Origin of the sequence: Vogesella mureinivorans (assembly GCF_007644035.1) — a bacterium.
GTDB classification, from domain to species: Bacteria; Pseudomonadota; Gammaproteobacteria; order Burkholderiales; family Chromobacteriaceae; genus Vogesella; species Vogesella mureinivorans.
This window is the reverse complement of sequence record NZ_VMTV02000047.1, coordinates 123,432-148,711: the sequence shown is the minus strand read 5'-3', so window position 1 is coordinate 148,711 and position 25,280 is coordinate 123,432. Positions and strand designations below refer to the sequence as shown.

Here is a 25,280-nt window from a genome sequence, read left to right as displayed (position 1 = left end):
TGGTGCCCAAGAGAAGACTCGAACTTCCACACCCTTGCGGGCGCTAGGACCTGAACCTAGTGCGTCTACCAATTCCGCCACCTGGGCGCTGCTTTGCTGTATCATCGCTACAGCTGCTTGTTTAGGGCAGTGCACCGAAGAAGCACGCATTATAATGATCATTTTGAGAGTGTCAATGGCCTCCAATAGAAAAAACAGCAAGAACCAGCCTTTGCGCCTGCAGGATCCCCACCTGAGTCGCGAAAAAACCAAATACGACAATCCCTTACCTAGCCGCGAATTTGTCCTGGAAATCCTCGAAAAAAATGGTGTGCCCATGCACGCAGAGGAGCTAGCGGCGGTTTTCCCCATTTATGATCACGAGCTGGACCTGTTCGAGCGCCGCCTGCGCGCCATGGAACGTGCCGGCCAGATCCTGATTAACCGCAAGGGCGAGATCTGCGTGGCGCAGAAGCTCGACCTGATCCCCTGCCGCATCTCCGGCCACCGTGATGGCTACGGTTTTGCCGTGCGCGAAGACGGCGAGGGCGACGATATCTATCTTTCCGAACGCGAAATGCACAAGGTCATGCATGGTGACCGCGTGATGGTACGCTCGGCCGGTACCGACCGCCGTGGCCGCCCGGAAGGCCGTATTGCCGATGTGATCGAACGCGCTACTACCCGCCTGATTGCCCGTATCTATAACGAGCGCGGCGTGTGGTTTGCCGTGGCCGAAGACCGCCGTGTGCGCCAGGAAATGCTGGTGGAAGCCGGCGGCGATGGCGGTGCCAAGCACGGCCAGGTGGTGATGGTAGACATCGTGGAGTACGCCGATGCGCACCGTCAGGCCATCGTGAAAGTCAGCGAAGTGCTGGGTGACTACGCCGACCCTGGCATGGAAATCGAAATTGCCCTGCGCAAACACGACCTGCCGCATATCTTCAGCGATGAAGCGCTGGCCCAGGCCGTGGCCACCTCGCAAAAAGTCGGCAAGAAAGACATCAAGGACCGCGTGGACCTGCGCGACCTGCCGCTGGTCACCATCGACGGTGAAACCGCGCGCGACTTTGACGACGCGGTGTACGCCGAGAAAAGCGGCAAGGGTTTCCGCCTGATTGTGGCCATTGCCGACGTGAGCCACTACGTGCGCCCCGGCGATGCGCTGGATGTGGACGCCCGCACCCGCAGCACCTCGGTGTACTTCCCGCGCCGTGTGATCCCCATGCTGCCGGAAGAGCTGTCCAACGGCATCTGCTCGCTGAACCCGGATGTCGACCGCCTGTGCATGGTGTGCGATATGCAGATCTCGGCACGCGGCAAGGTGAAAAAGTACCAGTTCTACCCGGCGGTGATGCGCTCGCAAACGCGCTTTACCTATACCCAGGTATGGCAGTTGCTGTCCGAAGGTGGCGAGCACCCGCGCAAGCCGCAGCTGGAAACCCTGTACGCCCTGTTCCAGCAGCTGCTGGCGCAGCGCAAGAAACGCGGCGCGGTGGATTTCGATACCGTCGAAACGCAGATGCTGTTCAACGAGCAGGGCAAGATCGACAAGATCGTGCCCGTAGTGCGCAACGACGCCCACCGCCTGATCGAAGAATGCATGCTGGCGGCCAACGTGTGCTCGGCCGAGTTCATTCTCAAGCACGAACACAAGTGCCTGTTCCGCGTGCACGAAGGCCCCACGCCCGAGAAGCTGGAAAACCTGCGCCGCTTCCTGAACGTGAGCGGCCTCACCCTGGGCGGTGGCGACAAACCCACCACCAAAGACTACGCCGAGCTGGCCGACCGCGTGCGCGAGCGCCCGGACGCCAGCATGATCCAGACCATGCTGCTGCGCTCCATGCAGCAGGCGGTCTACCAGCCGGAAAACCTGGGTCACTTTGGCTTGTCGTACGAGGCCTATACCCACTTTACCTCGCCGATTCGCCGCTACCCCGACCTGCTGGTGCACCGTACCATCAAGGCCATTCTGGCTGGCAAGAAGTACAAGCCGGGCAAGTGGGAAGCCATTGGCGAGCACTGCTCCATGGCCGAGCGCCGTGCCGATGATGCCAGCCGCGACGTGCAGTCGTGGCTGAAAACCTACTTCATGCGTGACAAGGTGGGCGAAGTGTTCACCGGCAAGATCAGTGCGGTGGCCGGTTTTGGCATCTTCGTGCTGCTGGACGGCCTGTACGTGGAAGGCATGATCCATATCTCCGAGCTGGGCAAGGATTACTTCCACTTCCATAAAGACCTGCAAGCCATCATCGGCGAGAAAAGCGGCCTGCGCTACCAGCTGGGCGACGCCGTCACCATCAAGGTGATGCGTGCTGACCTGGAAACCGCACAGGTAGACTTTGCCTTGCTGGACGTTGGCCGCAAGCCGGTAGGCGGGCGTGACGACGGCGAGCGTGGTTCGCGTGGCCATAAAGGCCGCCGTGACAACCGCCGCCAGGGGGGTAACGAGCCACCGCAGAAAGCCAGCGCGAAGCCTGCCGCCAAGCCGGCGGTCAAGCTGGTTGAGGCGGTGTTGCCGGTAGCCAGCGAGACACCGGCGCCTGCCGCCAAGTCGTCGCGCAGCCGCCATCGTGGCAAGGGTCATGCCGCTAACAAACCGGCCGAGGTGCAAGCCGCGCCAGCACAGCCGGTACCTGCGGCCAACGCTGTCGAGGCCAAACCGGTAGTGGCCGAGGCCCCCGCCGCCAAGCCGCCGCGCGCCCCGCGCAAGCCGGCTGCAGCCAAGGCACCGGCCAATAAGCCAGCGCCAGCCCAGGCGGTACCGGTAGCGCAGCCCGCTGCCCAGCCGGCTACCCCGCCGGCCGAGCCAGCAGCGGCCAAGCCAGCGCGCCGTCGTAAGCCGGCTGCTGCGGCCAACCCTGCGCCAGCCAGTGCGGCACCGGCCAACCCGGCACCGACAGCACCGGCTGCTGAGGGGGGCGCAGCACCCAAGCCACGCAGCCGCCGCAGCCCGCGCCGCTAAGCCCGCGTCGCCGTAGCAGACAAAACCGCAGCCAAGTGCTGCGGTTTTTTTATTGGATGGTGCGGTGGGTGCTACTTGAGTCAGCGTGGTGCTTGTCCGGCCTATGACTTTGTTGTAGTTTGTGCGGCGTTATTGATGAGAATGAATCTTGATATCATGAATCGGTCTGCCAAGTTGTTAATGTGCCTTGCCGTGTCCATGCCGGCCATGGCAGCGTTCAAATCCCCGCAGGAGGCCAACTCGGCCTTGCGCTTCCGGCAAGATTGCCAGTGGCAGGTGGCGCAGGGGAGTGACTGCCGCATCGAGCAGGTGGTCACCATTTTGCGCGATAGTGGCCGCGATGCTTTCGGCACCGCGACCCTGGTGTTCCGCGAACGCGAAACACTCACCCTGCTGCGTGCTTACACACGCCAGGCGGATGGCACCGAGCTGGCCGTGCCGGATGGCGACATCCAGCGCGGCACCATGCCCGGGCAGAATGGCTTCGAGAGCAGCAGCTATCTGACCGTTGCTTTTCCTGCGGTGCGCACTGGTAGCACCGTGGTGCTGGAATACCGCCGCCAGACGCCGCGGATTGCGCCTTTCGAGGCACTGTCACAGATGCAAGGCTTGTCCGCCGGTAGCCTGCGTATAGACGAGTTCGACTGGAAAATTCGCGCCGACCAGCCACTGCACTGGGCGGGCCGCGATCTGGCTGGCCGCATCGAGGTGACACAATCGGCAGACGGCAAAGCGTTGGCCGCACGCAGCCTGCAGCCCATGTTTTTTGATGTGACCGAAACCGGAAACCGCTTTGAGTTGCGCAGCCTGCCGCTGATTGATGTCAGTACCGAAGCCGACCCCATGCGTTATCTGGCGCCTATAGCCAGCGGCTTTGCACAGCGGCTGGCTGAGTCCTTGCCCGCCCAGGCCAGCGCCGCCGTGGCCGCTGTGCAGGGTAAACCATGGCAGCAACAGCTGGCCGGCCTGATGGCCGATGTGAATACCCGCATCCGTTACATGGGCGACTGGCGGGTATCAGAAAACGGCTACCTGCCGTTTACGCTGGCGCAAATCGAGCAGCGTGGCTTTGGTGACTGCAAGGATATGGCGTTGACGCTGGCCGCCATGCTGCGAGTAAGCGGTTTGCAGGCGCAGGTGGCGCTGGTGCGTGCCGATGTGGATAACACGCCGCTGCTGTTGTCGCCACAGAATGGCCTGAACCACGCCATTGTCCGGCTGCAGGTAGCGGGCCAGACCTACTGGCTGGACCCGACACAAAAGCTGAACGTGCTGCACGGCCCGGTGCGCGAGCTGCAAGACCGCAATGTTTTTGTGCTGGCTGACGATGGCCAGGTGGTAGCCGACCGCATCGCGCTGATGGCCGCCGCCAGCAGCTATAACCGGCAGCAGCTGGATTTCAGCCTGCTAGATGGCCGCCTTTGGCAGCTCAAGGCTGAGGGCGAGCTGGCGGGCAGCATGGCTCGCCAGATACTGGGTGTGGAAAGCGGGCAGGGCAAAGAGCGGCAGGACAATGTGCTGGCCGAGGCTTTGCTGTCCAATGGCATGACCAAGACACGCCACCAGGTACAGCGTAGCGCCGTACCGGCCTTGCTGGCCGAGCCGTACCGCTACACGGTAGACGCGACGGTAGGGCAAGTGACCAAGCCGCTGGGCGCGTTCCGTCTGCTGGATCTGCGCCAGACCAGCGGCCGTATTGCCACCTGGCGGCAGTGGCAGGCCAAGGCCGGGGTAACGGACTACCTGCTGGAAGCCAGCAACGAGCAAAGCGTCACGCGCGTACATAGCGTGAAGCCGCTGGAGCAGCCGGCGAGCTGCGAGGTGCGCTCGCCATGGGCCGACTACACGCTGAAGGCCGTGCCAGTGAAAAACGGGGTAGGTCTGGCGCAGCAATGGGTACGTAAAGCGTTATGGCTGTCTGCCGATACCATGCGCAGTGCCGAGTTTGGCCGCTTCGTCGACCAGCTGGAAGAGTGCGACGGCCAGGCGCAGATTCTGCTGCAAAAGTAGGTCTTGCCCAGCCTTGCGGCCAACCCTGTCAGGTTGGCCGCATGTAGCATTTAGAAGCTCACCAGCGTCAGCACGCCTACCACAGCAAAGATGCCGGCGGCGATTTTGTGCACCAGTTCTACCGGCAGCTTGCGCGCGGCCACTTCGCCCAGCAGTACGGCCGGCACGTTGGCAATCATCATGCCCAGGGTGGTGCCCATGACCACGCCGATGGTGGCATCCATGTAACGCGCCGACAGCGCCACGGTAGCGATCTGGGTTTTGTCGCCCATTTCGGCCAGGAAAAAGGCAATACAGGTGGCGCCAAACACGCCAAAGCGCTCGAACAGGCGGGTGTCGTCGTCCAGTTTGTCGGGGATCAGCATCCACGCGGCCATGGCGATAAAGGAAATACCCAGTACCCAGCGCAGGATGTTCATATCGATAAAACCGGTGGCGACGTGGCCCAGCCAGGCAGCGCCTGCGTGGTTCAGTACCGTAGCGGCAAAGATACCCAGAATGATCGGCACAGGCTTTTTGAAGCGGGCGGCCAGCAGCAGCGCCAGTAGTTGGGTTTTATCGCCGATTTCGGCCAGGGCAACAATGCCGGTAGACAGGAAGAACGCTTCCATGAAGACTCCGAGGGGGCTGCGCACGAAACATGACCCACCATGGCGCAGCCCCCGCTGTGCATGGCGAATCATGAGTCTTGCCAAACGCGTGTCGCTAGCGCCATGGCCGAACGGCCAAGTGTGTTGACGCAAGCCCCTGCTGTCTCGCAGGGCGGCTACTCCCTCAGGAAGCCGGCATGATACCCAGCAGGTGGTTTTTCGGCAAGCTTGCCCGTGGCGGCCAGGGCGTGCGGGCGTAAAAAAACCGGCAGCTCAGGCTGCCGGTTTTTCATGAAGCGCGGTAAATCAGGCGCGTTTCTTGAATTCGTTGGTGCGGGTGTCGATCTCGATCAGGTTGCCGATTTCCACGAAGGCCGGAACCGGGATCTCCATGGTGGTGCCTTTGATGCGGGCCGGCTTCAGTACTTTACCGGAGGTGTCGCCACGTACGGCTGGCTCGGTGTATTCCACTTCGCGTACCACGGTGGTTGGCAGCTCTACGGAGATGGCCTTGCCGTTGTAGAAGGTCACTTCGCACTTGTCTTCCATGCCATCGATGATGTAGCCGATGGTGTCGCCCAGGTTTTCGGATTCAACTTCGTACTGGTTGAACTCTTCGTCCATGAACACGTACATCGGGTCGGCAAAGTAGGAGTAGGTGCACTCGCGCTTTTCCAGAACAACTACGTCGAACTTGTCGTCGGCTTTGTACACGGTTTCGGTACCGGCGCCGGTCAGCAGGTTCTTCATTTTCATTTTTACAACGGAGGCGTTGCGGCCGGATTTGGAGAATTCGGCTTTCTGCACGACCATCGGGTCGTTACCTACCATGAATACGTTACCAGCGCGGAGTTCCTGAGCGGTTTTCATGCTTATAAAGTCCTAAAGTCTTGAATCGGAATCGGAAACGGGTTCCAGAAAACCCGCTATTGTAGCCGAATCTGGGAAAATTGCACCAGCCGTGCTGCCAGGCTGCCGCCAGCCAGGATTTTGTCGGGCCAGGCCCGGGCATGCAGCTGCCATTGCGGCCAGTGTTGCAGCAGGGCTGGCCAGCTGTCGGCGGTTAGCCGGTTGCGGTTCCACGCCAGCATAAAGCCCTGTACCGCGGTGGCCAGCGCCGGCGGCATGGTGTGGCAGTAGTGCTGCAAAAAGGCCTGCAGCTTGTCGATATGCGCGTCGTCGTCCTGGCGGTAGATGTGCCAGGCAAACGGCCGCCCCGCCCACTGCGCGCGCAGAAAACTGTCCTCGCCGCGCACCATATTGAAATCACAGCTCCACAGCAGGCGGTCGTAGCCTGCCTGGTCGGTCATGGGCAGCAGGTAGAGCGCCAGTTGGCCGCAGGCGTAGTGCTGGCCGGCGGCGGCATCCGCTGGCAGGCCCAGGGCCTGTAGTACGTCCGGCACCACCTTGCTCATTGGCAATAGCAGCTGCACCGGCTGGCTGCCTGCGGCCAACTGTTGTACCCACTGCGCTGCCGCCGGGCTATCGTAGGCAAACAGGCTGTAGCGCACGCCGCCAGGCGGGCAGGGCGGCACGCCGCGTGCCTGCCAGTAGGCGTGTTGTGCCGCGGTGTCGGCCTGCCAGGCGTCGCGTTCGGCCAGCAAGGCTTGCTCGCACAGCAGGCCGCCGGTACGCGGGGTAAAGCCGGGGAAGAAAAAGTATTTTTGCAGCGGCAGGCGCGGGTGCGGCGAAGGCAGGCCGTGGCAGCCTTCCACCCAGTCTTCGGCGGACAGGTATTCCAGGTTCAGCCACAGCGGGCGCCGGGCTTGGGCGGCCATGGCTTGCTGATAGCTGTGCGGCAGCTCGCAGGCAAAGGCTTCGATGACGATATCGCCCACGGCGGCGTCTGCCGGCAGCGGGTCGGCCCAGTGCCGTACCTCGATGCCGTCCAGCAGTTGGCAGGCTAGTGCCATGTCCAGCGCCGGGGCGATGCGGGCAAAGCTGGCCAGGTCGTCCACCCACAGTGTGACGTGCCAGCCGTGCTCGTGTACCAGCTGGCGCGCCAGGCGCCAGCACACGCCGATATCGCCGTAGTTATCGATGACGCGGCAGAACAGGGAACAATGCATCGCAGGACACCCGTAAAAACAGGCCGCCAGTATAGCGGGGCACGGTGGCCACTGCCGCAATAACCTGGCGCCTGAAGCGCCTTGCCCGTGGCATGGCATTGTCACGCCGCTGTCACCGGGCTGTCGCATACTGGCCGGTGCCGCGGTGGGCGCGGCGCTAGCCAGACGAGGGCAGCAGCATGAGCGCGGTAGCGGCAACAGCACGTTTTGATGCAGAACAGGTGGGCCTGATTTGTGCCTATCGTTTTGCCCCGCAGCAGGCCGGTAGTGTGCTGGATGTGGCCGGTTTGCAGCAGCAGTTGGCCGCAGGCCTGCCTGCGGGCCACTTTGTCTGGCTGCACCTGAACCTGTCGCACAGCGGCTGCCAGCGCTGGCTGCGTGCCGTGCTGCCCGCCTTGCCCGCTGCCTTTTACGAGCAGCTGGGCGCCGGCACCGGCTCCACCCGGCTGGAGCACATCGACGAAGCGCTGCTGGCGGTGATCAACGACGTGACCTTCGAGTTTGATCGCAGCGTGACCGATGTGGCGTCCATGTGGGCCTGCGCCACGCCGCAGGTGCTGGTGACCGCGCGGCTCAAGCCACTGCGCGCCATCGACCAGCTGCGCGCCTCGGTCAAGCGCGGTGCCGCGTTTGCCTCGCCGCTGGGCCTGTTGGTGCACTTGCTGCAAGACCAGGCCGATATCCTGATTCGCATCGTGCGCGATACCACCGCCAGTGTGGATGCGCTGGAAGACAGCCTGCTGGCGCACCGCCTGGGCGACCGCCGCGCCGAGCTGGCGGCCATGCGCCGCACCCTGGTGCGGCTGCAGCGCCTGCTGGCACCAGAGCCGGGCTCGGTGTTTCGCCTGCTGAACAAACCGCCGGCCTGGGTAAACGACTACGACCTGCAAGACCTGCGCGAATCCACCGAAGAGTTTTCCCTGGTATTGGGCGACCTGGTGTCGCTGGTAGAGCGCATCAAGCTGCTGCAGGAAGAGCTGGCCGCCATGCTGAACGAGCAGACCAACCGCACGCTGTTCACCCTGACGCTGGTTACCGTGCTGGCCTTGCCTATCAATATGGTGGCTGGTTTCTTTGGCATGAACGTGGGCGGCATCCCCTTTGCGGCCAACCCGCACGGCTTCTGGCTGCTGCTGGCATTGGTAGCCGGTTTTACCCTGCTGGTAGGGCGCTGGGCGTTTCGCTGGCGCGAGCAGTTCTGATATTGGTCTGACGCACCACCGCTGCCACGGTGCTGGCCTGCTGATGGTTTAACCGTCGGTAGGCAGTGCGCGGCCGGTGTGTGCCAGCGCCAGTTTCAGCAGCGCGTGCTGGCTGTCTGCCCCCAGCTTTTGCTTCAGTTTCTGGCGGTGGGTTTCCACGGTGTTGGCGCTGATGCCCAGCCGCGCCGCCATGTCCCCTTTGCCCAGCCCCTGGGCTACCAGCAAGAACACCTCCAGCTCGCGCGCGCTCAGGCTGTCCACGCCTTGTGGTGCCTGTAGCCCCTGGCGGCCCGCCAGCCGTACGGCCACATTGGGCGGCAGGTAGCGCTGGCCTTGCGCCAGTGCGGCCAGTGCCTGCGCCAGCTCTTTGCCCGCCGCGTCCTTGATCAGGTAGCCATCGGCACCGGCGGCCAGTGCTTGTTCGATGATGCTGGCCTCGTCGCGGATCGACAGCACCAGTACGCGGCTGCCGGCGGCCCGCAGCTCGGGCAGCAGCTGCAAGCCATTGCCGCGCCCCAGGTTGATGTCCAGCAGTGTCAGCTGCGGCGGTGTGGCGGCCAGCGCGGCGCGCGCTTCGGTGAGGCTACCGGCCTCGGCAATGCGGACGCCGGGGCAGTGGCTGCCCAGTAATGCGGCCAACCCCAGCCGTACGATGGGGTGGTCGTCCACCAGCAGCACGTGTTGCAGCATCAGGCCAGACATACGGTGGTGCCTCCGCCTGGTGCGGTCTGAAGTTGCAGGCTGCGGCCCAGCAGGCCGGCGCGCAATTGCTGCGAGCGCAGGCCGATACCGTGGCTGATGCTGGCAGGGTCAAAACCGCAGCCGTTGTCATGCACGGTCAGCAGCGGCGCTTTGCCCAGCGCCAGTGTCACGCTGCTGGCCTGGCCATGGCGGATGGCATTGCTGATGGCTTCCTGCGCGATGCGGTACACGTGCAGCCGCGCTTCGGGGGCGAGCCGGGGCGGTGTGTCGTGCACCTGCAGCGCCACGCTGACGCCGCTACCTTCGTGCTGGCTGGCCAGCGCCTGCAGCGCAGGTTCCAGCCCGTCTTCCAGCAGCGGTGCCGGTGTCAGGCCGCGTGCACCCAGCCGTACCTCGTTTACCGCTTGCTGCAGGCAGCTTTGCAGTGCGCCCAGCGCCGGTGGCACAGGCTGCAGCGTGCTGGCCAGTCTGTCGGCCAGCAGCCGGGCGGCGGTGAGCGACTGGCCGGCGCCGTCGTGCAGCTCGCTGCCCAGGCGCTGCTTTTCGCGTTCGCTGGTGTCCAGCAGCGCGGCTTCCAGCAAGTGCTGTTCTTCCTGCGCCTGCTTCAGCTCGCGCGCGCGGCGTGCCAGCCGGCGGCGGCGGCTGTCGGCAGCCCGATGCAGGCGCTGGCGGGTGCGCAGCACTGCCACCGTAGTGACGATGATCAGCAGGGCCAACAGGGACGTTAGCGCGATGGTGAGCTGGTCTTCCCAGTAGAACTCGTACCACTTACGGAACGGGCTGCGGTCGAACAGCGTTAGCCGGTAGGGTTGGCCGCTCAGGGTCTGCCAGTCCAGGTTGTCCCAGTGGGTGAGCCACTGCGGGATCGTGGGGTCATCGTATAGCGGGCGGCCATAGAAAAATTGCCCCGGCTGCCAGTCTTTGCTTTGCAGCATCGGTGCCGGCGGGTAGCTGCCGTTTTCCGGGTCGTCCAGTGGGTTGCCTTCGTCCAGCGCGTAGGCGGCGTGGTCCGGCTGCGCGCGGACGCTGGCGTCCAGCGCGGCTTGCAGCAGGTAACGGGCGTGGATGTAGCCGGCCAGACGGCTACCGTGGTGCAGCGGGTAAAGCCAAGACAGCACCGGTGGCTGGCCCGCTACCGCTTTTCGGCTGCTGTCGTCGCCCAGTACCGGAGCGTGGTGTGCTTGCAGTTGACGGGCCAGTGCGATGCTGGCGGCGTCCAGTGGCCGAGCAGGTTGGCCGCAGGTATAGCTACCCGCTTGCGGCCCTTGCTGCAGCACCAAGGTCAGCTGTTGCCAGCGGCCGTCGTCCAGCTGGCGGCAAATGGCCTGCCACTGCGCCGTTTGCAGCCGGCCCGCGTCGTCCAGCGCCCAGCGCAGCTGGCCGGCGTCGCTGCGCGCCTGGGTGAGCTGCTGCTCGAAGCTGCGGTAGAACTGGTCTTTGTGGTCGCGGAAGCGGCGGCTGCTTTCCATCACCACCGCATTCCACTCCGACCACGTTTGCACCAGTATCGTCAGCAGGGCCAGCAGCGTAACAGTGGTCAGGATCAGCCAGTCGGCCAGGCGAAAGCGTGAGTGAAGGCGGGGCATGGGGGTCAACCGGTAAGTGATACCGGCATTATTTCATGCTGCATAAACTTTCGTCATGTTCATGCGTTTGATATTAGCTGGAGCCCGAAATGAAAACTGACCATCTCCTTGCCCTGCTACTGGCATTGACCAGCTCCGTAGTCTGGGCCGACCCGCCAGCAGCACGCCGGCTAGCGGCCAACTCGGCTATCCAGCCGCCTAGCGAGGCGGCGTTCTTGCGCGACTACCAGCGCCGACAGCACGTGGTGAACGGTCACGCGCAGTACCAGGCCTTTATGCAGCGCTGGCGTGCGGCCAAGGCCGACGGCTGGCTGCTGGATGCGGCCAGCTACCAAGCGTCGTTGGCGGAAAGTGCACGATGAGTAGCCGACGCAGCACGATGCTGCTGAGCATGGTGGCCCTGCTAGGTGGCTGTGCTGGCCAGCAGCCGCTGTTACAGGAGGTAGATACCGCCTGGCGCGAGGCGCTCGGCAAGGTGGTGGCCGGCACGGTGGGTACGCTGCCGGGCGTACCGGTAGTCGGTAGCGGCAGCCGCTACCCGGTGTCCACTTTCCAGCAAAGCGGCTTGCGTGGCGTGTTCGATGCCACGGATATGGCCAGCCGGCCGCAGTGGCCGCGGCTGGCGGTTACCATCAAGGCCTTGCCGCAAGAGGCCTATTACTGGTATGTGCGCGGGCAAGTTACGGTATCGCCGCACTACTGCATGCGCATGGATGCCGTGCTGTGGCAGGACGACAAACGCAGCAAGCGTTACCCCGACCTGGTGTATTGCTTTAGCGACGCCCAGGACGGCAAGGCGATCCGCGCCAATTACCAGTACATGCGCTGGCGCACGATGAGCACGCTGGATCTGCGCCATAGCGGCCTGCAGCGCACCGACGGCCCCACGCCCCCGCAGCACAACTACCCGCAAGGCAAAAACGTGGTGGTGATCGACGACATGCTGATCATGCAGCTGCTCAATGCATTTATGTCCAGCGTGGGGCTGGATATCGAGAAGCATCCGGACGAACACCGTTTCTGGGTGGTGTCCATCCCGGACCGCCAGCAATGGCAGCAGCCAGCGTACGTATTGCCTACCCCGATGCCGCCTTGCGTGCTGAGCCAGATCGGCACCGACGGCTGCTACCGCAAAGATTGATAAACCCAGGGAGACAAACATGCAGTGCACACAATGCGGGTCGGAACAGACCCAGCGTCTGGAAGTGATCTACGAACAGGGCACCACCACCATCCGCACCCAGAGCACCTCGGTCGGCGCGGCGGGTAACGGCAACTTTGGTGCGGGCACGGCTACCACTACCACCAGCGGTATCCAGCAAACCAAGCTGGCCAGCCGCGCTGCACCGCCGCAACGCAAGTCGAAGGTGGGAGGCGTGTGTTTGCTGCTGCTGGGCATCTTGCTTGGCTGGATGGGCATCGGTAACAGCGGCTGGCTGCTGCTGCTGGGGGGCGTCGCGCTGGCCGGCGGTTTCCTGCTGCTGCAACGGGCTGCCACCTACAACCGCGATGTGTTTCCACCGCTTTACCGACAGTGGCAGGCCAGCTGGTTGTGTCACCGTTGCGGCTGCATTTACCAATACGGCCAGCATTGAGGAGCGCCTTGATGAAGACATCTCATACCGTAAGATGGGCATGGTCGCTGTGTCTGAGCGCCGTACTGGTTGCCTGCTCCGGCGGCGGCTCGGGTGCTGCAGCAGCAGCGGGGCAAAGTGGTGGCAGCACCGCCGTGCCGCAGTGGCTGACCGGCGTGGCAGCCATTGGCAAGCCACTGGCGGGGGCCCAGATTACACTGCGTGATGCCGATGGGGTGGCGCGTAGCGGCAGCGCGGATGCCGCCGGTCACTTTAGCCTGGATCGTCAGGGCTTGCAGCCGCCAATGCTGCTGGAGGCCGTCAGTGATGATATCCGCGTGTATGCACCTGTGTTTGCCGGTGATAACCATGTCAACGCCAATCAGTTCACCAGCGCTCAACTGCGACAGCTGCTACAGCAGCAGTGTGGCAGCGACGCTTGCCGTAGCGCAGTGCAGACCCTGCCGCTGGGCACACCGCTGTTCGCGGGGCAGGTGAGCCTGGGTGGACTGACTGCGGCCGGCTTTGATGAAGACATGCGCTTGCTGGGGCTGGCTGCCGGTGTAGGCAGTAACAGCAGCACGCTGCGCACCGACCAGGCTTTCCGTGCCGATGGTACCGGCTGGGACGCGGTGCTGGACGCTCACCCCTATGCCACGCTGGTAGTCAGTGCACAGGGCATCAGCAGCGCAGGTCAGCTGCTGCAGGCACCGCTGACCACACTCAATCTGGCCGATGCGCCAGCCTTGTTCCAGCCCGATGTCAGCTTTGCCACCTATTGCCGGGGAAGCCTCAGTAGCAAGGTATACCGTGCCAGTGGTGTGGATGTATACGGCCAGGCCAGCAGTGAAGCACTGCTGCGCGAAACGGCCATGCTGGCAGCAGCCTACCGTGCCAAGGAGCTGGCACGCTTCGGTGTGGATGCGGCGAACCAGCCGCGCATGCAAGTGTGTGTTGATAGTAGCCAGCAGGCAGGTACCAGTGGCAACGGCCTGGCGTGGGCGGGTCACTATGTGTACGTCAGCGGTGTCGGTAGCGATGGCCCGGCCGAATGGCGCCGTACGCTGCAGCACGAGATCATTCATGCCGTCGTAAACGCTGCCACTGGTAATACCTCGGCTACCTATGCAGGCGGCCCGCGCATGGTGGAAACCTGGTTTAACGAAGGGCTGGCGCTGCATTTTGCCGGCCAGGACGACTGGCTGCTGGCCAGCGACGACTGGTTTGCTGACACACATGGCCACCCGTTGCACCCGATGGACGTCAGTACCCAGGGCATGGTCAATGGCCGATTGGGGAGCGAGATGGGGTACTACCCGATGTACCGCATGATCATGAGGCAGCTGCAGCATGCCAATGGCGGGCCGGTTAACTTCGAGCAGAAGGTGCGCAAGGTGTTGCAGGCAGTGTCAGGCAAGCCGCTGGCCGAGCAGCCGGACACCTTCCTCCAGGCGGTTGCCAGCGAGCTGTTCGGCGGTGTGGCGTATGCGACCTATCGCCAGCAACTGCCGGCTAAGCTGCGTGACTTTGTGGCAGATACCACGCTGCCCTTGGCGTATGGTGGCGGCGAGCTGGCGGGGGTGTTCCGTCTGCCTGCTGGCAGTACAGCGGATTGCGCCACGCTGATGCATAGCAGCGAGGAAGCGCAGATCGTCAATGGCAAGATCCTGTTGCCCAAAGCGTCGGGTAGCCAGTTGCTGTTCCTGCTGCAGTCCGAAGAGACGGTGGGTGGCCAGCAGCGCTTGCAGTATTACCCGCTGCAGACGGTGAATGTACAAGGCGACGTACTGACGCCGGCAGTGCTGGACCTGGCAGGCCAGACCACCGCCAGCCTGTCGTGCCCGGCCTGAACCGCTATCAGCAAGCCATGCGGCCAACCTTGCTACAAGGTTGGCCGCATGGCCATTTCGCGCCCGCTTTACACGTGCAGCAGCAAAAAGCGCCGCTCCCATGGGCTGATTACGTTGAAGTACTCGCCGTACTCGGCTTCCTTGATGGCGCTGTAGGCCTGGATGAAATGCTCGCCAAACAGCTCGGCCAGCGGCTGGCAGTTCATCAGCAGGTCGATGGCGTCGTCCAGGTGGCGCGGCAGCTGGTGTGGCTGGTCGTAGGCGCTGCCGGCCAGCGGGGCGTCTGGCTGCAGGCTTTGCTTCATGCCCAGGTAGCCGCAGGCCAGGCTGGCGGCCAGCGCCAGGTAGGGGTTCACGTCTACGCCGGCCAGGCGGTTTTCCACCCGCCGTGCTTCCGGGCCACTGTGCGGCACGCGCAGGCTGCAGGTGCGGTTGTCGTAGCCCCAGCTCAGGTTGATGGGCGCCGAGGTAAAGCGCGACAGCCGGCGGTAGCTGTTTACATAGGGGGCAAAGAACGGCATGGCGGCGGGCAGATAGGTTTGCAGCCCGCCGATAAAGTGGAAAAACGCCGGTGACGGGCTGCCGTCCGGCTGGCTGAAAATATTCTGCCCGCCGTCCAGCGCCACCACGCTCTGGTGAATGTGCATGGCGCTGCCGGGCTGGCCCTGCATGGGCTTGGCCATGAAAGTGGCGTACATATTGTTGCGGATGGCCACCTCGCGCACGGTGCGCTTGAACAGGAACACCTGGTCGGCCAGCGCCAGCGGGTCGCCGTGGTCCAGGTTGATCTCCATTTGTGCGGTGCCCATCTCGTGAATCAGCGTGTCCAGCGCCAGCCCTTGCGCCTGGCACCAGTCGTACATCACGTCGAAGATGTCGTCGTATTCGTTGACGGCGTCGATGCTGAAGCTCTGCATGCCGGCCTCGGTACGCCGCGTGCGGCCAACTGGTGGCTTCAGCGGCATGTCTTCGTCCGGCTCCACCTGTACCAGATAGAACTCCATCTCGGGCGCCACGATAGGGCGCCAGCCTTCCTGCTCGTACAGTTTCAGGATGCGCTTGAGCACGTTGCGCGGCGAGAGCGCGGCGGGCGTGCCGTCGAAATTGACGCAGTCGTGGATGATCTGCGCGGTGGGCTCCTTGGCCCACGGTACCGGCCGCAGCGTGCTGGCGTCGGGGATCAGCCGCATGTCGGGGTCGGCGGGGGCGGTGAAGTGCTGCTCGGGGTAGTCGCCGGTGACGGTCATCATCAGCACGGCCTCGGGCAGGCGCAGGCCCTCGGCCGCGTTGTACTTGTGGCGCGGCACGATCTTGCCGCGCGCCAGGCCGGTCATGTCCGGTATCAGGCACTCCACTTCGGTAATGTGGTGTTCGTCCAGCCAGCGCTGGATGGTTTGCGCATCGTTCATGGGCAGGCTCTCGGGTTACACAGCAGGGTAGTGGCAGGCATTTAATGCAAACGCTTTATTGAGTTTCTGCATTTAATGCCGGTAAAAGTTATAGAATGCAGCTAAGCCTGCATCCGCTTTTCTATTCAGCAAGAACAAGGCCATACCCTGGCCCGCCGCTGCCGCCCCTTGCCCAGATTGTTATCGCCATGACTGACACCCCGCCGTCTACCGTTGTTGCCCCCCGTGCCCGCTGGCCACGCCGCCTGTTATGGGCCACCTTTGCCAGCACGGCCTTGCTGGCCGGCAGCTGGGCGGCCGTGCCACGGCTGGTGCAGCATTACGCGGGCGAATGGGCGCAGGACATAGGCCGCCAGCTCACCCTGGGCGAGGTAGTGTTCGAGCCGTGGGCGCTGCGCCTGACACTGCGCGACATCCGCCTGGCCGACCGCGACGGCAGCACCCTGCTGGCCGCACAAGGTTTACGGGTAGACGCCCAGGCCTGGCCGCTGCTACTGGGGCGCGTGGCACTGGACGAGCTGACACTGGACGCGCCGCAGCTGCTGGCCAGCCGTAACGCGGCAGGGCAGTGGAACTGGGCGCGCTTGGCCGCCGACGCCGCCGGGCCGGCGCAGGCCACGCCGCAAGACAGCCAGCCGCTCAAGCTCGCCATGACCCGGCTGGCGCTGAACAAAGGCCGTATCCAGCTGCAAGACGCGCTGGCCGGTGGCCTGCAGCGCCAGGTATTGCCGCTGAGCCTGCAGCTGAATGATGTGTCCACACAGCCCGGCAGCGATGGCCGCTACCGCCTGGCCGCCGCACTGGACGACGGCACGCAGCTGGACTGGCAGGGCAGCCTGCAGCTGCAGCCGCTGCAGTCCGACGGCGTACTGAAGGTGCGCGACTTCACCCTGGCCAGTGTGTGGCCCTATGTGCAGCCGCAGCTGAAGTTGGCCGTACCGGCCGGCAAGCTGGGCCTGACCGTGCCGTACCGCTTTGATTTGAAAGGCAAGACGCCGCAGCTGGCCAGCCACGGCTTTGCGGCCAACTTGCAAGGGCTGGCACTGCAAGCACCGGGTAGCAGCAGCCCGTTCAAGCTGGCCAGCCTCACGCTAGCCGGCGGGCAGCTCGACCTGGCGGCACGCCAGCTGAGCATTGCCCGGCTGACGGTGGCGGGCGGCGAGCTCGCCACCGTGTTAAACCGCCAGGGCCGCGCCGACTGGCTGGCGGCGTTGCCAGCGGCAGCCCCGGCCGCCAGTCAGCGTGCCACTCAGCCTGCGGCCAACCCTGGTTGGCAGCTGCAATTGCCTGCCATTACCCTGCAAGACTGGCAGCTAAAAGCCACCGACCAGCGCTTTGTCAGCCCGCTGTCCGCCAGCCTGACGCTACAGCGGCTGCAGGCGGCGCTGGCCATCGATGCGCAAGGCGGCATCAAGCTGGACAAAGCCACGCTGGCGCTGCGCGATCTGGCGCTGGCCAGTGGCCGCCACCCCGCGCTGGCCACGTTGGCCGCACTCGATGTGGCGGCCAGCAGTGCCGATGTGGCCACGCAGCAGGCCAGCCTGGGCGATATCCGCCTCAGCGGTTTGCAGCTAGCTGCCGCCCGCACTAAACAAGGCGAGCTGGACTGGCAGCGCCTGCTGCGCCAGCACCCGCAGCCCGCCAGCCGCACCGCGCCTGCCGCGCAAACCGGCGGGCAGGGCTGGCAGCTACACTACCCGGCGCTAGCGCTCCGCGACAGCCAGCTGCGCTGGCGCGACGCCACCACCGCGCAGCCGGTGGCGCTGCAGCTGGATATCGACCAGGCCACGCTGCAGGGCAACCCGCAGCAGGGTTTTACGTTGGGCTGGCAGTCGCGGCTGGGCCGTGGCCAGCTGGCGCTGCAGGCGCAGCTGGCGGCCAACCTGCGCGATGTCAGCGCCACACTGAACGCTCGTAATCTGCCGCTGCAGGGTGTGTCGCCGTACGCACTGGACGCCACCACGCTGCGCTTTGGCGGTGGCCAGCTGTCGGCCAACCTTAAGGCCAGCTGGAAAAACCAGCGCTGGCAGGCCACCGGCAGTGCCGCGCTGGACCAGCTGGCGCTGTACGAGCCCGGCCAGCGCGAGCCGCTGCTGGGCTGGCAGCGCCTGCAGCTGTCGGCCATCCGTGCCCAGCCGCAGCGTATTTCCCTGGGCGATGTGCGGCTGGTGTCGCCGCAGCTGCGCTTTATCCTGGACGAGCAGCGCGTACCCAACTTTGCCCATGTGCTGAAAGCACAGCCTGCACCGGCTGCCGTGCCGCCTGCGGCCAACCCTGCCGCTAAACCGGCTGCCGTGCCGGTGGTAGACGTGCGCGCCGTGCGCGTGCGCGGTGCGCGGCTGGATTTTGCCGACCGTGGCCTGAACCCGGCGTTTGGTACCCGCATCCACAGCCTGTCCGGTACCGTGCTGGGCTTGTCCAGCCAGCGCGGGCGGCGCAGTACGGTGACGCTGGATGGCCGCGTAGACCAGTATGGCGACGTGCGCATCCGTGGCAGCCTGCTGCCGCTGGATGTCACGCGCGACCTGGATATGGCGCTGAACTTCCGCAATATCCCGCTGGGCAGCCTGAACCCCTACGCCATGACCTTTGCCGGCTGGAAGATTACCGATGGCCGCCTGGGCACCGAGCTGCGCTATCTGGTGCAAGACCGCCAGCTGAAGGGCGACAACCGCATGGTGGTAGACAATATCCAGCTGGGCGACGAGGTAGCCGACTACCAGGGCACGCGCCTGCCGCTGCGCCTGGCGGTGGCCATTCTGGAAGACAGCGACGGCCGCATCGACCTGTCGCTGCCGGTGGCAGGAAGCCTGGACGCGCCCGATTTCAGCTATGGCCACCTGGTGTGGCAGGCGCTGCGCAATGTGCTGGTAAAGGTGGCGACGGCACCGTTCCGTGCGTTGTTCGGCGGTGAAGGCTTTGACGAGATCTACGCCGATGCCGGCGATGACCGCATCCCGCCGCCCGAGCGCGAAAAGCTGCACAAGCTGGCCGAGCTGCTGGCCAAGCGCCCCAAGCTGAAACTGGCGCTGGGCGGTAGCTACGACGCGGTGGGCGACGCCGCCGCGCTGGCACGCCAGCAGGTGGACAGCGATATCCTCAAGCGCGCTGCGTACACGCTGCAAGCCGACGAGCCGCTGCCGGTGCCCGACCCGGGCGACCCCGCAGTACGCCGTGCGGTGGGTGATGTCTACAGCGTGCAGTTCGGGCGCCTGGCCTGGCTGAAACAGGTGGCCACCACCGCCGATACCCCGGCGCGGGCACAAACCATGCGTGCTGAGCTACTGGCGGCACAGCGTATCGACAGTGCCGCCTTGCAGGCACTGGCCAGCGCCCGCGCCGCCGCGGCTCGGCAGCTGATGTTGGCCGCACAGCCCACCCTGGCCGAGCGCATCACCCTGTTGCCGCCAGAGCAGGTGAAGTCGTCTGCCGACGGCGTCCCCTTGCGGCTCACCCTGCAGTAAGGCCACCGGGTCGACCAGGCAATTTATTGAATCTGTAGCCTGGCCGCTTATCAATACCCGCCCCGTTTGCACGGCAAACCGGGTTTGTCATCCCTCTCGCGCCCCGCTTGCCGGGGCGTTTTCATGCCTGTCTATCTGGACAGGCGGGGCTGAAAGCGTTTTGACAGTAAATCATGCCAAGCTTGGTGCAAGCTGCCTTGCCTAATGCACCGGGCTGGTTCATACCATAAATAGCAATAAAACTGTGCCACGCTGCGGGTATCCCCAATGGCGGCAGGTGACCATGCCTGTTTTCATATTGCCGGCCGCTGTATGGGCGAGCAGATAACGACAAATAAAGAGGAAGCACCCGATGAAGCTGTCTACCCGTCTGTTGATTCTTACCCTGGTGAGCTTGCTTGGCTTGCTGCTATTGGGCGGCATGTCGCTGTATTTCAAAAAGCAGGGCTTGCTGCACGAAAAAGAAACTCAGATCACCCACCTGTTGCAGGTGGCGGAACATATTGTAGAGCGCCACGCCAAGCTGGCGGCAGAGGGCAAGCTGCCCGAGGCAGAGGCCAAACAGCAGGCGCTGAAGGCGCTGTCCATGGTACGCACCAAAGAGGTGTACTACTTTGTGCGCGACGCCGGCAACGTGATGCTGTACCACCCCAAAGAAGCGCGCATCGGCAAGTATGACGATGGCGGCAAAGGCCCCGATGGCCGTACCTCAGTTGAGGTGTACGCCGAGGCGCTGACCAAGGCCCAGTACGGCCTGGTGTACGTGGTCGCCGCCCGCCCGGGCAGCGATGTGGATATCCCCAAACTGAACGGCGTAGTACGTGCCCAGCCGTGGGGCTGGGTGATTGGTACCGGCTTTTTTGTGGATGATATCGACCATATATTCTGGAGCGAGGCGCGCTTGATGCTGCTGTTCGTGGTGATCGGCATTGTGGCGGTAGGGGTGCTGGCCTGGCTGCTGTCGCGCAGCATCCTGCGCTCGCTGGGCGGCGACCCGGCCTACGCTGCCGCGGTCGTGCGCCGCATTGCCGAAGGCGACCTCACCGAAAAGATCGTGGTCAATGGCCCGGAGCACAGCCTGCTGGGCAGCATGCGCGCCATGCAGCACAAACTGTCGCAGATCATTACCGACATCCGCACAGGCAGCCATGATATTGCCGACGCCGGTACCCAGCTCAAGCAGCACATGGGCCACCTGCAAAGCGTGTCGCATAACGCCAGCGAATCCACTGCCTCGGCAGCCGCAGCCATCGAGCAGCTGTCGGTCAGTATCGACCACGTTACCGCCAGCGCGCGCGACAACGAAAACGACGCCCGCCACACGGTAGACGAGGCCGCCAGCGGCACCGCGCTGACGACCGAAGCCAGCCGCCATATCGAGCTGATTGCCAGCCAGATTGGCGAGGTCAACAACCAGGTGCACTCGCTGTCCGAGCGCACGCGCCACATCAGCGGCATTGCCGAAACCATTCGCGAGATTGCCAACCAGACCAACCTGCTGGCGCTGAATGCCGCCATTGAAGCCGCCCGTGCCGGTGAAACCGGGCGTGGTTTTGCCGTGGTCGCCGACGAAGTACGCAAACTGGCCGAGCGTACCGCGCTGGCTACCGACGAGATCTCCGCCATCGTGCAAGCCGTGGTGGCTGATACCGGCACCGTATCCGGCCAGGTGCAAAGCATTGCCCCGGTCGTAGAGCAGGGCGTCACCCGCGTGCAGGAGGCCTCCAGCGCGCTGCAGGCAATCAACAGCCGTGCGCAGGATTCGCTCAGCCGTATTCGCTCGGTGGCGCTGGCCATGTCGGAGCAGAGCAAAGCGGGCACCAGTATTGCCGGCAGTGTGGAGCAGGTCGCCGGTGTGGTGGAAGACGCGCTGTCGTCTGCCAGCCACGCTGTAGACCAGGTCAATGCCATTCATCAGCAAGCCGAGGCTTTGCGGACATCGGTCAACCGTTTCCGTACATGATGCGGCGTTGGTGCGCCGTATTGTTATCGCTGGCCAGTGTGCAGGCGCAGGCGCAAGAGCCTGCCCGCTGGCCTACGGTGTATGTGCACAGCTTGCAGGGGGTCACCCTGCACGACACCGCACTGCTGCTGCCACGCCCGGGTAGCGGCCCCCGGGCGTTTTCACTGGCGCTGGCCCAGGCGCTACTGCAGCAGCTGGGGCGGACACAGGGGGTGAGCGATGTACCGCTGGCGCGCGCACTGAAGGCGCTGGACGCCCGGCAGCCGGCCTGGCTGGTAGGCCTGCTGCGCACCCCGGCGCGCGAGCTGCGCTACCAGTGGGTGCTGCCGCTGTACCGTGACACGCTGGTGTTTTACCAGTCGCCGTTGCGCCCGCTGGCTGCCACCAGCTGGCAGCAGGCCCGCCAGCTGCCGGTGTGTGTGGTCTATGGCAGTGCGCCCGAAGAATACGCCGTGCAGTTTGGCCTGCAGCGGGTAGAACGCAGTAGCAGCTATGCGCTGTGCCTGCGCATGTTGGCCGCAGGCCGCGTGAGCCTGGCACCGGTGGTGGCGGGCGACCTCAAAGCCAAGCTGCAGGAAGCCGGGCTATCGGTGGCTGCCGTACAGCCCAGCCCGCTGCCCACGGTGCCGCTGCAAAGCTATCTGGTGGCGTCGCACGCGACACCGCCTGCCGAGGTGCAAGCCTGGCAGCAAGCCTGGCAGCGGCTGGTGGCCAGCCCTGCTTATCGCCAGCTGCGCCAGCGCTACTGGCCGTGAACACCGGTCTTTGCCTTTGACCCCCATCAATGCCCTGAGCCACTAAAAATTGTGTAATCTGCCACTTGCGGTGCTACATATGGTGGTGTGGACATGACAAGGGAGCAGGCAATGGCATGGGTAGAGCAAGACATTTCGCGTGAAGTACTGCTGGAAAAATACGCCAAAAACGGCGAACAGAGCATTAGCGAGGTACGCCAGCGCGTGGCGCAGGCACTGGCCGCGCAGGAAAACGACCCGGCCCGTTTTGCCCCGCTGTTCTTTACCGCGCTGGACCAGGGTTTTATTCCCGGCGGGCGCATCAACTCGGCCGCCGGTACCGACCTGAAAGCCACCCTCATCAACTGCTTTGTGCAGCCGGTGGGCGATGCGGTATCGCAAACCGAAAACGGCAAGGTCGGCATTTACGAGGCGCTGTTGCAGTCGGCCGAAACCATGCGCCGTGGCGGCGGCGTGGGCTACAACTTTAGCCGCATCCGCCCGCGTGGTGCCCGGGTAAAAGGCACCGATAGCCGCGCCTCCGGCCCGGTTTCCTATATGCGTGTGTTCGACCGCAGCTGCGAAACGGTGGAATCCGCCGGCGCGCGCCGTGGCGCACAGATGGGCGTGCTGGACGTCAGCCACCCGGATATCGAAGACTTCATCCACGCCAAAGACCAGGGCGACCTGCGCAATTTCAATATGTCGGTAGGCGTGTCCGACGCCTTCATGCAGGCGGTAGAGGCCGACGGCGACTGGCCGCTTACCCACGCCGTGGCACCGGCCAACAACGGCTTTCCCGGCAGCTATCAGCGCGACGACGGGCTGTGGGTGTACAGCACGGTACGTGCCCGCGCGCTGTGGCAGCAAATCATGCTCAGCACCTACGACCACGCCGAGCCCGGCGTGCTGTTCATGAGCAAGATCAACGCCGACAACAACCTGTCCTACTGCGAAGTGATCGAGTCCACCAACCCGTGCGGCGAGCAGCCACTGCCGGATTACGGCTGCTGCGACCTGGGTTCCATCAACCTGTGCGGCTTTGTGCGCCAGCCGTTTGGCGAGCACGCCAGCTTTGACTACGCCGCCTTCGAGCAAGTGGTGCGCACGGCCATCCGCATGCTGGACAACGTGCTGGACCTCACCGTATGGCCGCTGGTGGAGCAAGAGCGCGAAGCACAAAACAAGCGCCGCGTCGGGCTGGGCTTTACCGGCCTGGGCGACGCGCTGATCATGCTGCGCGTGCGCTACGACAGCGAAGAGGGCCGAAGGTTGGCCGCCAGCATTGCCGAGCGCATGCGCGATGCCGCCTACGATGCCTCGGTAGACCTGGCCATAGAGAAGGGCGCTTTCCCGCTATTCGACGCCGAGCGCTACCTGGCCGCGCCGCACTGCGCCAGCCGCCTGCCGGCCGCGATTCAGGCGCGTATCCGCCAGCACGGCATCCGCAACTCGCACCTGCTGTCGATTGCACCTACCGGCACCATCTCGCTGGCCTTTGCCGACAATGCGTCCAACGGTATCGAGCCGCCGTTCAGCTGGTTCTACACCCGCAAAAAACGCATGGCCGACGGCAGCCAGCAGGAATACCTGGTAGAAGACCACGCCTACCGCGTGTACCGCATGCAAGGGGGCGATACCACGGCGCTGCCCGATTACTTTGTCAGCGCGCTGCAGATGAGCGCACTTGACCACATGCGCATGGTGGCGGCGGTCGCGCCGTTTATCGACACCGCTATTTCCAAAACGGTGAACGTACCGGCCGACTACCCGTTTGACGATTTCGAAAGCCTGTACCTGGAAGCCTGGCGCGCCGGGCTGAAAGGTATTACCACCTACCGCCCCAATAGCGTGCTGGGCTCGGTGCTGTCGGAGGCCCCCGCTGCGGCCAACCCTGGTAGCCAGGCGCTGCCGCAAGACCTGAACCAGAGCGACCCGGACCGCCGCATCACGCTGAACAGCGCGCCCAGCCCGGCGCTAGCCAGCCTCAAGTGGCCGCACCGGCCCAAGCTCAAACACGGCAACCCGTCGTGGACCTATATGGTAGAAGGCGAGGAGGGCGATTTTGCCGTGATGGTGGGCCATGTCGATGGCAGCCAGCCGGGCGAAGCCGCGCTGCCGTTTGAATGCTGGGTCAACGGCGACGTGCCGCGTGGCCTGGGTGCCATCGCCAAAACGCTGTCCATGGACATGCGCTGCCGCGACCGCACCTGGCTGGCCGCCAAGCTGGACGCGCTGGCCGCCACCCGTGGCGACCGCCATTACCACGTAGAGCTGGCCGACGGTGCGCTGCAGAGCAGCGCCGCCGCCGCCGCGCTGGCCAGGGTGGTGAAATACCGTGTGGCGCAGCTGGGCGCACTGGCCGGTGCCGACGGCGACGCCACGCCGGTGATGGACGCGCTGTTTGCCCGCAAAGAGCCCAAATCCGGTGCCGATGGCACCATCAGCTGGTCGGTAGACGTGGTCAACCCGCAAACCGGCGACGACTTTGCCCTGTTCGTGAAAGAGCTGGTGCTGCCCAACGGCCAGCGCCGCCCGTACTCCATGTGGCTGGCCGGCCACTACCCGCGCGAGCTGGACGGCCTGTGCAAGATGCTCAGCCTGGACATGCGCGTGATCGACCCGGCCTGGATAGGCATGAAGCTGCGCAAGCTGCAAAGCTACGCCGAGCCGCAGGCCGACTTCTTTGCCCGCACCCCCGGCAGCGACAAATCACAAAGCTGGCCGTCTACCGAGGCGTATCTGGCGCGGCTGATCATCCACCGCTACGCCATGCTGGGCATTCTGAGCGAGGAGGGCGTGCCGGTAGAGGACATGGGCGTGATGGTGCCGGAGCAGGGCGAGCTGTTTGGCAATAGCGTGGTCAGCCCCGCCGCCGCCCCCATGGCGGGCAAGGCCTGCCCGGAATGCGGCAACCGTGCGCTGATCAAGAAAGACGGCTGCGAGTTCTGCACTGCCTGCGGCCACGTCGGGGCGTGCGGCTAGCCACCTTAACGTGGTGACAACGTGCCGCCTGCGGGCGGCATTTTCTTGCCTGATATCGGTGTGGTATCGATACCAGTATTTTGTCAGTGCCGGGTGGCTTGGCCGCAAGCTGGGTGGATGGCGTGCCGCTTCAGGCTGGGCGTTTTCCACGCGTGACAGGCGGCTGGCATGAAAGTTCATGGCTGGAAAAGATAATGG

The 25,280-nt window shown here is 64.4% G+C and carries 17 protein-coding genes, 1 tRNA gene and 1 riboswitch; of the genes, 11 read left to right on the top strand and 7 right to left on the bottom strand.

What is annotated here, in order from left to right; genetic code table 11:
• Positions 1 to 87: transfer RNA gene (locus FLQ44_RS01690), tRNA-Leu, on the bottom strand.
• Positions 88 to 175: 88 nt separating this feature from the next.
• Between FLQ44_RS01690 and rnr the strand changes: the two genes are divergently transcribed.
• Positions 176 to 2,944: a ribonuclease R gene (gene rnr, locus FLQ44_RS01685; RefSeq protein WP_147692772.1), complete on the top strand. Its 2,769-nt coding sequence runs from the start codon at positions 176 to 178 to the stop codon at positions 2,942 to 2,944.
• Positions 2,945 to 3,100: 156 nt separating this feature from the next.
• The gene (locus FLQ44_RS01680) at positions 3,101 to 4,954 is read left to right on the top strand and encodes a DUF3857 domain-containing protein (RefSeq protein WP_170252710.1); all 1,854 of its coding nucleotides are present in this window, start codon (positions 3,101 to 3,103) and stop codon (positions 4,952 to 4,954) included.
• 50 nt (positions 4,955 to 5,004) lie between these two features.
• On the opposite strand, the gene FLQ44_RS01675 is transcribed toward FLQ44_RS01680, so the two are convergent.
• From FLQ44_RS01675 to earP, 3 genes are all read right to left on the bottom strand, one after another.
• A complete protein-coding gene (locus tag FLQ44_RS01675; protein WP_147692770.1) occupies positions 5,005 to 5,565 on the bottom strand; it encodes a TMEM165/GDT1 family protein in 561 nt (186 codons plus the stop codon).
• Positions 5,566 to 5,567: 2 nt separating this feature from the next.
• Positions 5,568 to 5,733: riboswitch (yybP-ykoY riboswitch) on the bottom strand.
• A 117-nt stretch (positions 5,734 to 5,850) separates the two neighbouring features.
• Entirely contained in the window at positions 5,851 to 6,414 is a 564-nt protein-coding gene (gene efp, locus FLQ44_RS01670) for an elongation factor P (RefSeq protein ID WP_147692769.1), read from the bottom strand.
• A 56-nt stretch (positions 6,415 to 6,470) separates the two neighbouring features.
• A complete protein-coding gene (earP, locus tag FLQ44_RS01665; RefSeq protein WP_147692768.1) occupies positions 6,471 to 7,613 on the bottom strand; it encodes an elongation factor P maturation arginine rhamnosyltransferase EarP in 1,143 nt (380 codons plus the stop codon).
• A 179-nt stretch (positions 7,614 to 7,792) separates the two neighbouring features.
• Here earP and FLQ44_RS01660 point away from each other — a divergent pair, with 179 nt between their 5' ends.
• Positions 7,793 to 8,815: a transporter gene (locus tag FLQ44_RS01660; protein WP_147692767.1), complete on the top strand. Its 1,023-nt coding sequence runs from the start codon at positions 7,793 to 7,795 to the stop codon at positions 8,813 to 8,815.
• Between the two features lie 48 nt (positions 8,816 to 8,863).
• Here FLQ44_RS01660 and FLQ44_RS01655 read toward each other — a convergent pair whose 3' ends face one another.
• The gene (locus FLQ44_RS01655; protein ID WP_147692766.1) at positions 8,864 to 9,517 is read right to left on the bottom strand and encodes a response regulator transcription factor; all 654 of its coding nucleotides are present in this window, start codon (positions 9,515 to 9,517) and stop codon (positions 8,864 to 8,866) included.
• Positions 9,505 to 11,103 (bottom strand): sensor histidine kinase, encoded by a 1,599-nt coding sequence (locus tag FLQ44_RS01650; protein WP_147692765.1) that lies wholly within the window; start codon positions 11,101 to 11,103, stop codon positions 9,505 to 9,507. The genes FLQ44_RS01655 and FLQ44_RS01650 overlap by 13 nt, the downstream gene beginning before the upstream one ends.
• Positions 11,104 to 11,192: 89 nt before the next feature.
• Between FLQ44_RS01650 and FLQ44_RS01645 the strand changes: the two genes are divergently transcribed.
• Genes FLQ44_RS01645 through FLQ44_RS01630 form a run of 4 tightly spaced genes read left to right on the top strand, consistent with a single transcriptional unit; the run spans position 11,193 to position 14,527 of the window.
• Positions 11,193 to 11,465 carry a hypothetical protein gene (locus FLQ44_RS01645; protein WP_147692764.1) on the top strand — a complete coding sequence of 91 codons (273 nt, stop codon included), beginning with the start codon at positions 11,193 to 11,195 and terminating at the stop codon, positions 11,463 to 11,465.
• Complete coding sequence (locus FLQ44_RS01640) at positions 11,462 to 12,244, top strand: hypothetical protein (RefSeq protein WP_147692763.1); 783 nt, start codon at positions 11,462 to 11,464, stop codon at positions 12,242 to 12,244. Before FLQ44_RS01645 ends, FLQ44_RS01640 begins: the two co-directional genes overlap by 4 nt.
• Positions 12,245 to 12,263: 19 nt before the next feature.
• Complete coding sequence (locus FLQ44_RS01635) at positions 12,264 to 12,698, top strand: hypothetical protein (protein ID WP_147692762.1); 435 nt, start codon at positions 12,264 to 12,266, stop codon at positions 12,696 to 12,698.
• An 11-nt stretch (positions 12,699 to 12,709) separates the two neighbouring features.
• Positions 12,710 to 14,527: a hypothetical protein gene (locus tag FLQ44_RS01630; RefSeq protein WP_147692761.1), complete on the top strand. Its 1,818-nt coding sequence runs from the start codon at positions 12,710 to 12,712 to the stop codon at positions 14,525 to 14,527.
• A gap of 68 nt (positions 14,528 to 14,595) precedes the next feature.
• Here FLQ44_RS01630 and FLQ44_RS01625 read toward each other — a convergent pair whose 3' ends face one another.
• Positions 14,596 to 15,936, bottom strand: coding sequence for a glutamine synthetase family protein (locus tag FLQ44_RS01625; RefSeq protein WP_147692760.1), 1,341 nt, complete (start codon positions 15,934 to 15,936; stop codon positions 14,596 to 14,598).
• 188 nt (positions 15,937 to 16,124) lie between these two features.
• Here FLQ44_RS01625 and FLQ44_RS01620 point away from each other — a divergent pair, with 188 nt between their 5' ends.
• From FLQ44_RS01620 to FLQ44_RS01605, 4 genes are all read left to right on the top strand, one after another.
• Positions 16,125 to 19,400 (top strand): DUF748 domain-containing protein, encoded by a 3,276-nt coding sequence (locus FLQ44_RS01620; protein WP_170252709.1) that lies wholly within the window; start codon positions 16,125 to 16,127, stop codon positions 19,398 to 19,400.
• A gap of 352 nt (positions 19,401 to 19,752) precedes the next feature.
• A complete protein-coding gene (locus FLQ44_RS01615) occupies positions 19,753 to 21,363 on the top strand; it encodes a methyl-accepting chemotaxis protein (protein WP_147692758.1) in 1,611 nt (536 codons plus the stop codon).
• A complete protein-coding gene (locus FLQ44_RS01610) occupies positions 21,360 to 22,118 on the top strand; it encodes a substrate-binding periplasmic protein (RefSeq protein WP_147692757.1) in 759 nt (252 codons plus the stop codon). The genes FLQ44_RS01615 and FLQ44_RS01610 overlap by 4 nt, the downstream gene beginning before the upstream one ends.
• Before the next feature lie 111 nt (positions 22,119 to 22,229).
• Complete coding sequence (locus FLQ44_RS01605; RefSeq protein ID WP_240801154.1) at positions 22,230 to 25,082, top strand: adenosylcobalamin-dependent ribonucleoside-diphosphate reductase; 2,853 nt, start codon at positions 22,230 to 22,232, stop codon at positions 25,080 to 25,082.
• Positions 25,083 to 25,280 lie beyond the last annotated feature (198 nt).

Bases quoted from the DNA above. Each gene is read 5' to 3' on its own strand.
- rnr (WP_147692772.1), top strand. From the start codon at position 176: ATGGCCTCCAATAGAAAAAACAGCAAGAACCAGCCTTTGCGCCTGCAG.
- FLQ44_RS01680 (WP_170252710.1), top strand. From the start codon at position 3,101: ATGAATCGGTCTGCCAAGTTGTTAATGTGCCTTGCCGTGTCCATGCCG.
- FLQ44_RS01675 (WP_147692770.1), bottom strand. From the start codon at position 5,565: ATGGAAGCGTTCTTCCTGTCTACCGGCATTGTTGCCCTGGCCGAAATC.
- efp (WP_147692769.1), bottom strand. From the start codon at position 6,414: ATGAAAACCGCTCAGGAACTCCGCGCTGGTAACGTATTCATGGTAGGT.
- earP (WP_147692768.1), bottom strand. From the start codon at position 7,613: ATGCATTGTTCCCTGTTCTGCCGCGTCATCGATAACTACGGCGATATC.
- FLQ44_RS01660 (WP_147692767.1), top strand. From the start codon at position 7,793: ATGAGCGCGGTAGCGGCAACAGCACGTTTTGATGCAGAACAGGTGGGC.
- FLQ44_RS01655 (WP_147692766.1), bottom strand. From the start codon at position 9,517: ATGTCTGGCCTGATGCTGCAACACGTGCTGCTGGTGGACGACCACCCC.
- FLQ44_RS01650 (WP_147692765.1), bottom strand. From the start codon at position 11,103: ATGCCCCGCCTTCACTCACGCTTTCGCCTGGCCGACTGGCTGATCCTG.
- FLQ44_RS01645 (WP_147692764.1), top strand. From the start codon at position 11,193: ATGAAAACTGACCATCTCCTTGCCCTGCTACTGGCATTGACCAGCTCC.
- FLQ44_RS01640 (WP_147692763.1), top strand. From the start codon at position 11,462: ATGAGTAGCCGACGCAGCACGATGCTGCTGAGCATGGTGGCCCTGCTA.
- FLQ44_RS01635 (WP_147692762.1), top strand. From the start codon at position 12,264: ATGCAGTGCACACAATGCGGGTCGGAACAGACCCAGCGTCTGGAAGTG.
- FLQ44_RS01630 (WP_147692761.1), top strand. From the start codon at position 12,710: ATGAAGACATCTCATACCGTAAGATGGGCATGGTCGCTGTGTCTGAGC.
- FLQ44_RS01625 (WP_147692760.1), bottom strand. From the start codon at position 15,936: ATGAACGATGCGCAAACCATCCAGCGCTGGCTGGACGAACACCACATT.
- FLQ44_RS01620 (WP_170252709.1), top strand. From the start codon at position 16,125: ATGACTGACACCCCGCCGTCTACCGTTGTTGCCCCCCGTGCCCGCTGG.
- FLQ44_RS01615 (WP_147692758.1), top strand. From the start codon at position 19,753: ATGAAGCTGTCTACCCGTCTGTTGATTCTTACCCTGGTGAGCTTGCTT.
- FLQ44_RS01610 (WP_147692757.1), top strand. From the start codon at position 21,360: ATGATGCGGCGTTGGTGCGCCGTATTGTTATCGCTGGCCAGTGTGCAG.
- FLQ44_RS01605 (WP_240801154.1), top strand. From the start codon at position 22,230: ATGGCATGGGTAGAGCAAGACATTTCGCGTGAAGTACTGCTGGAAAAA.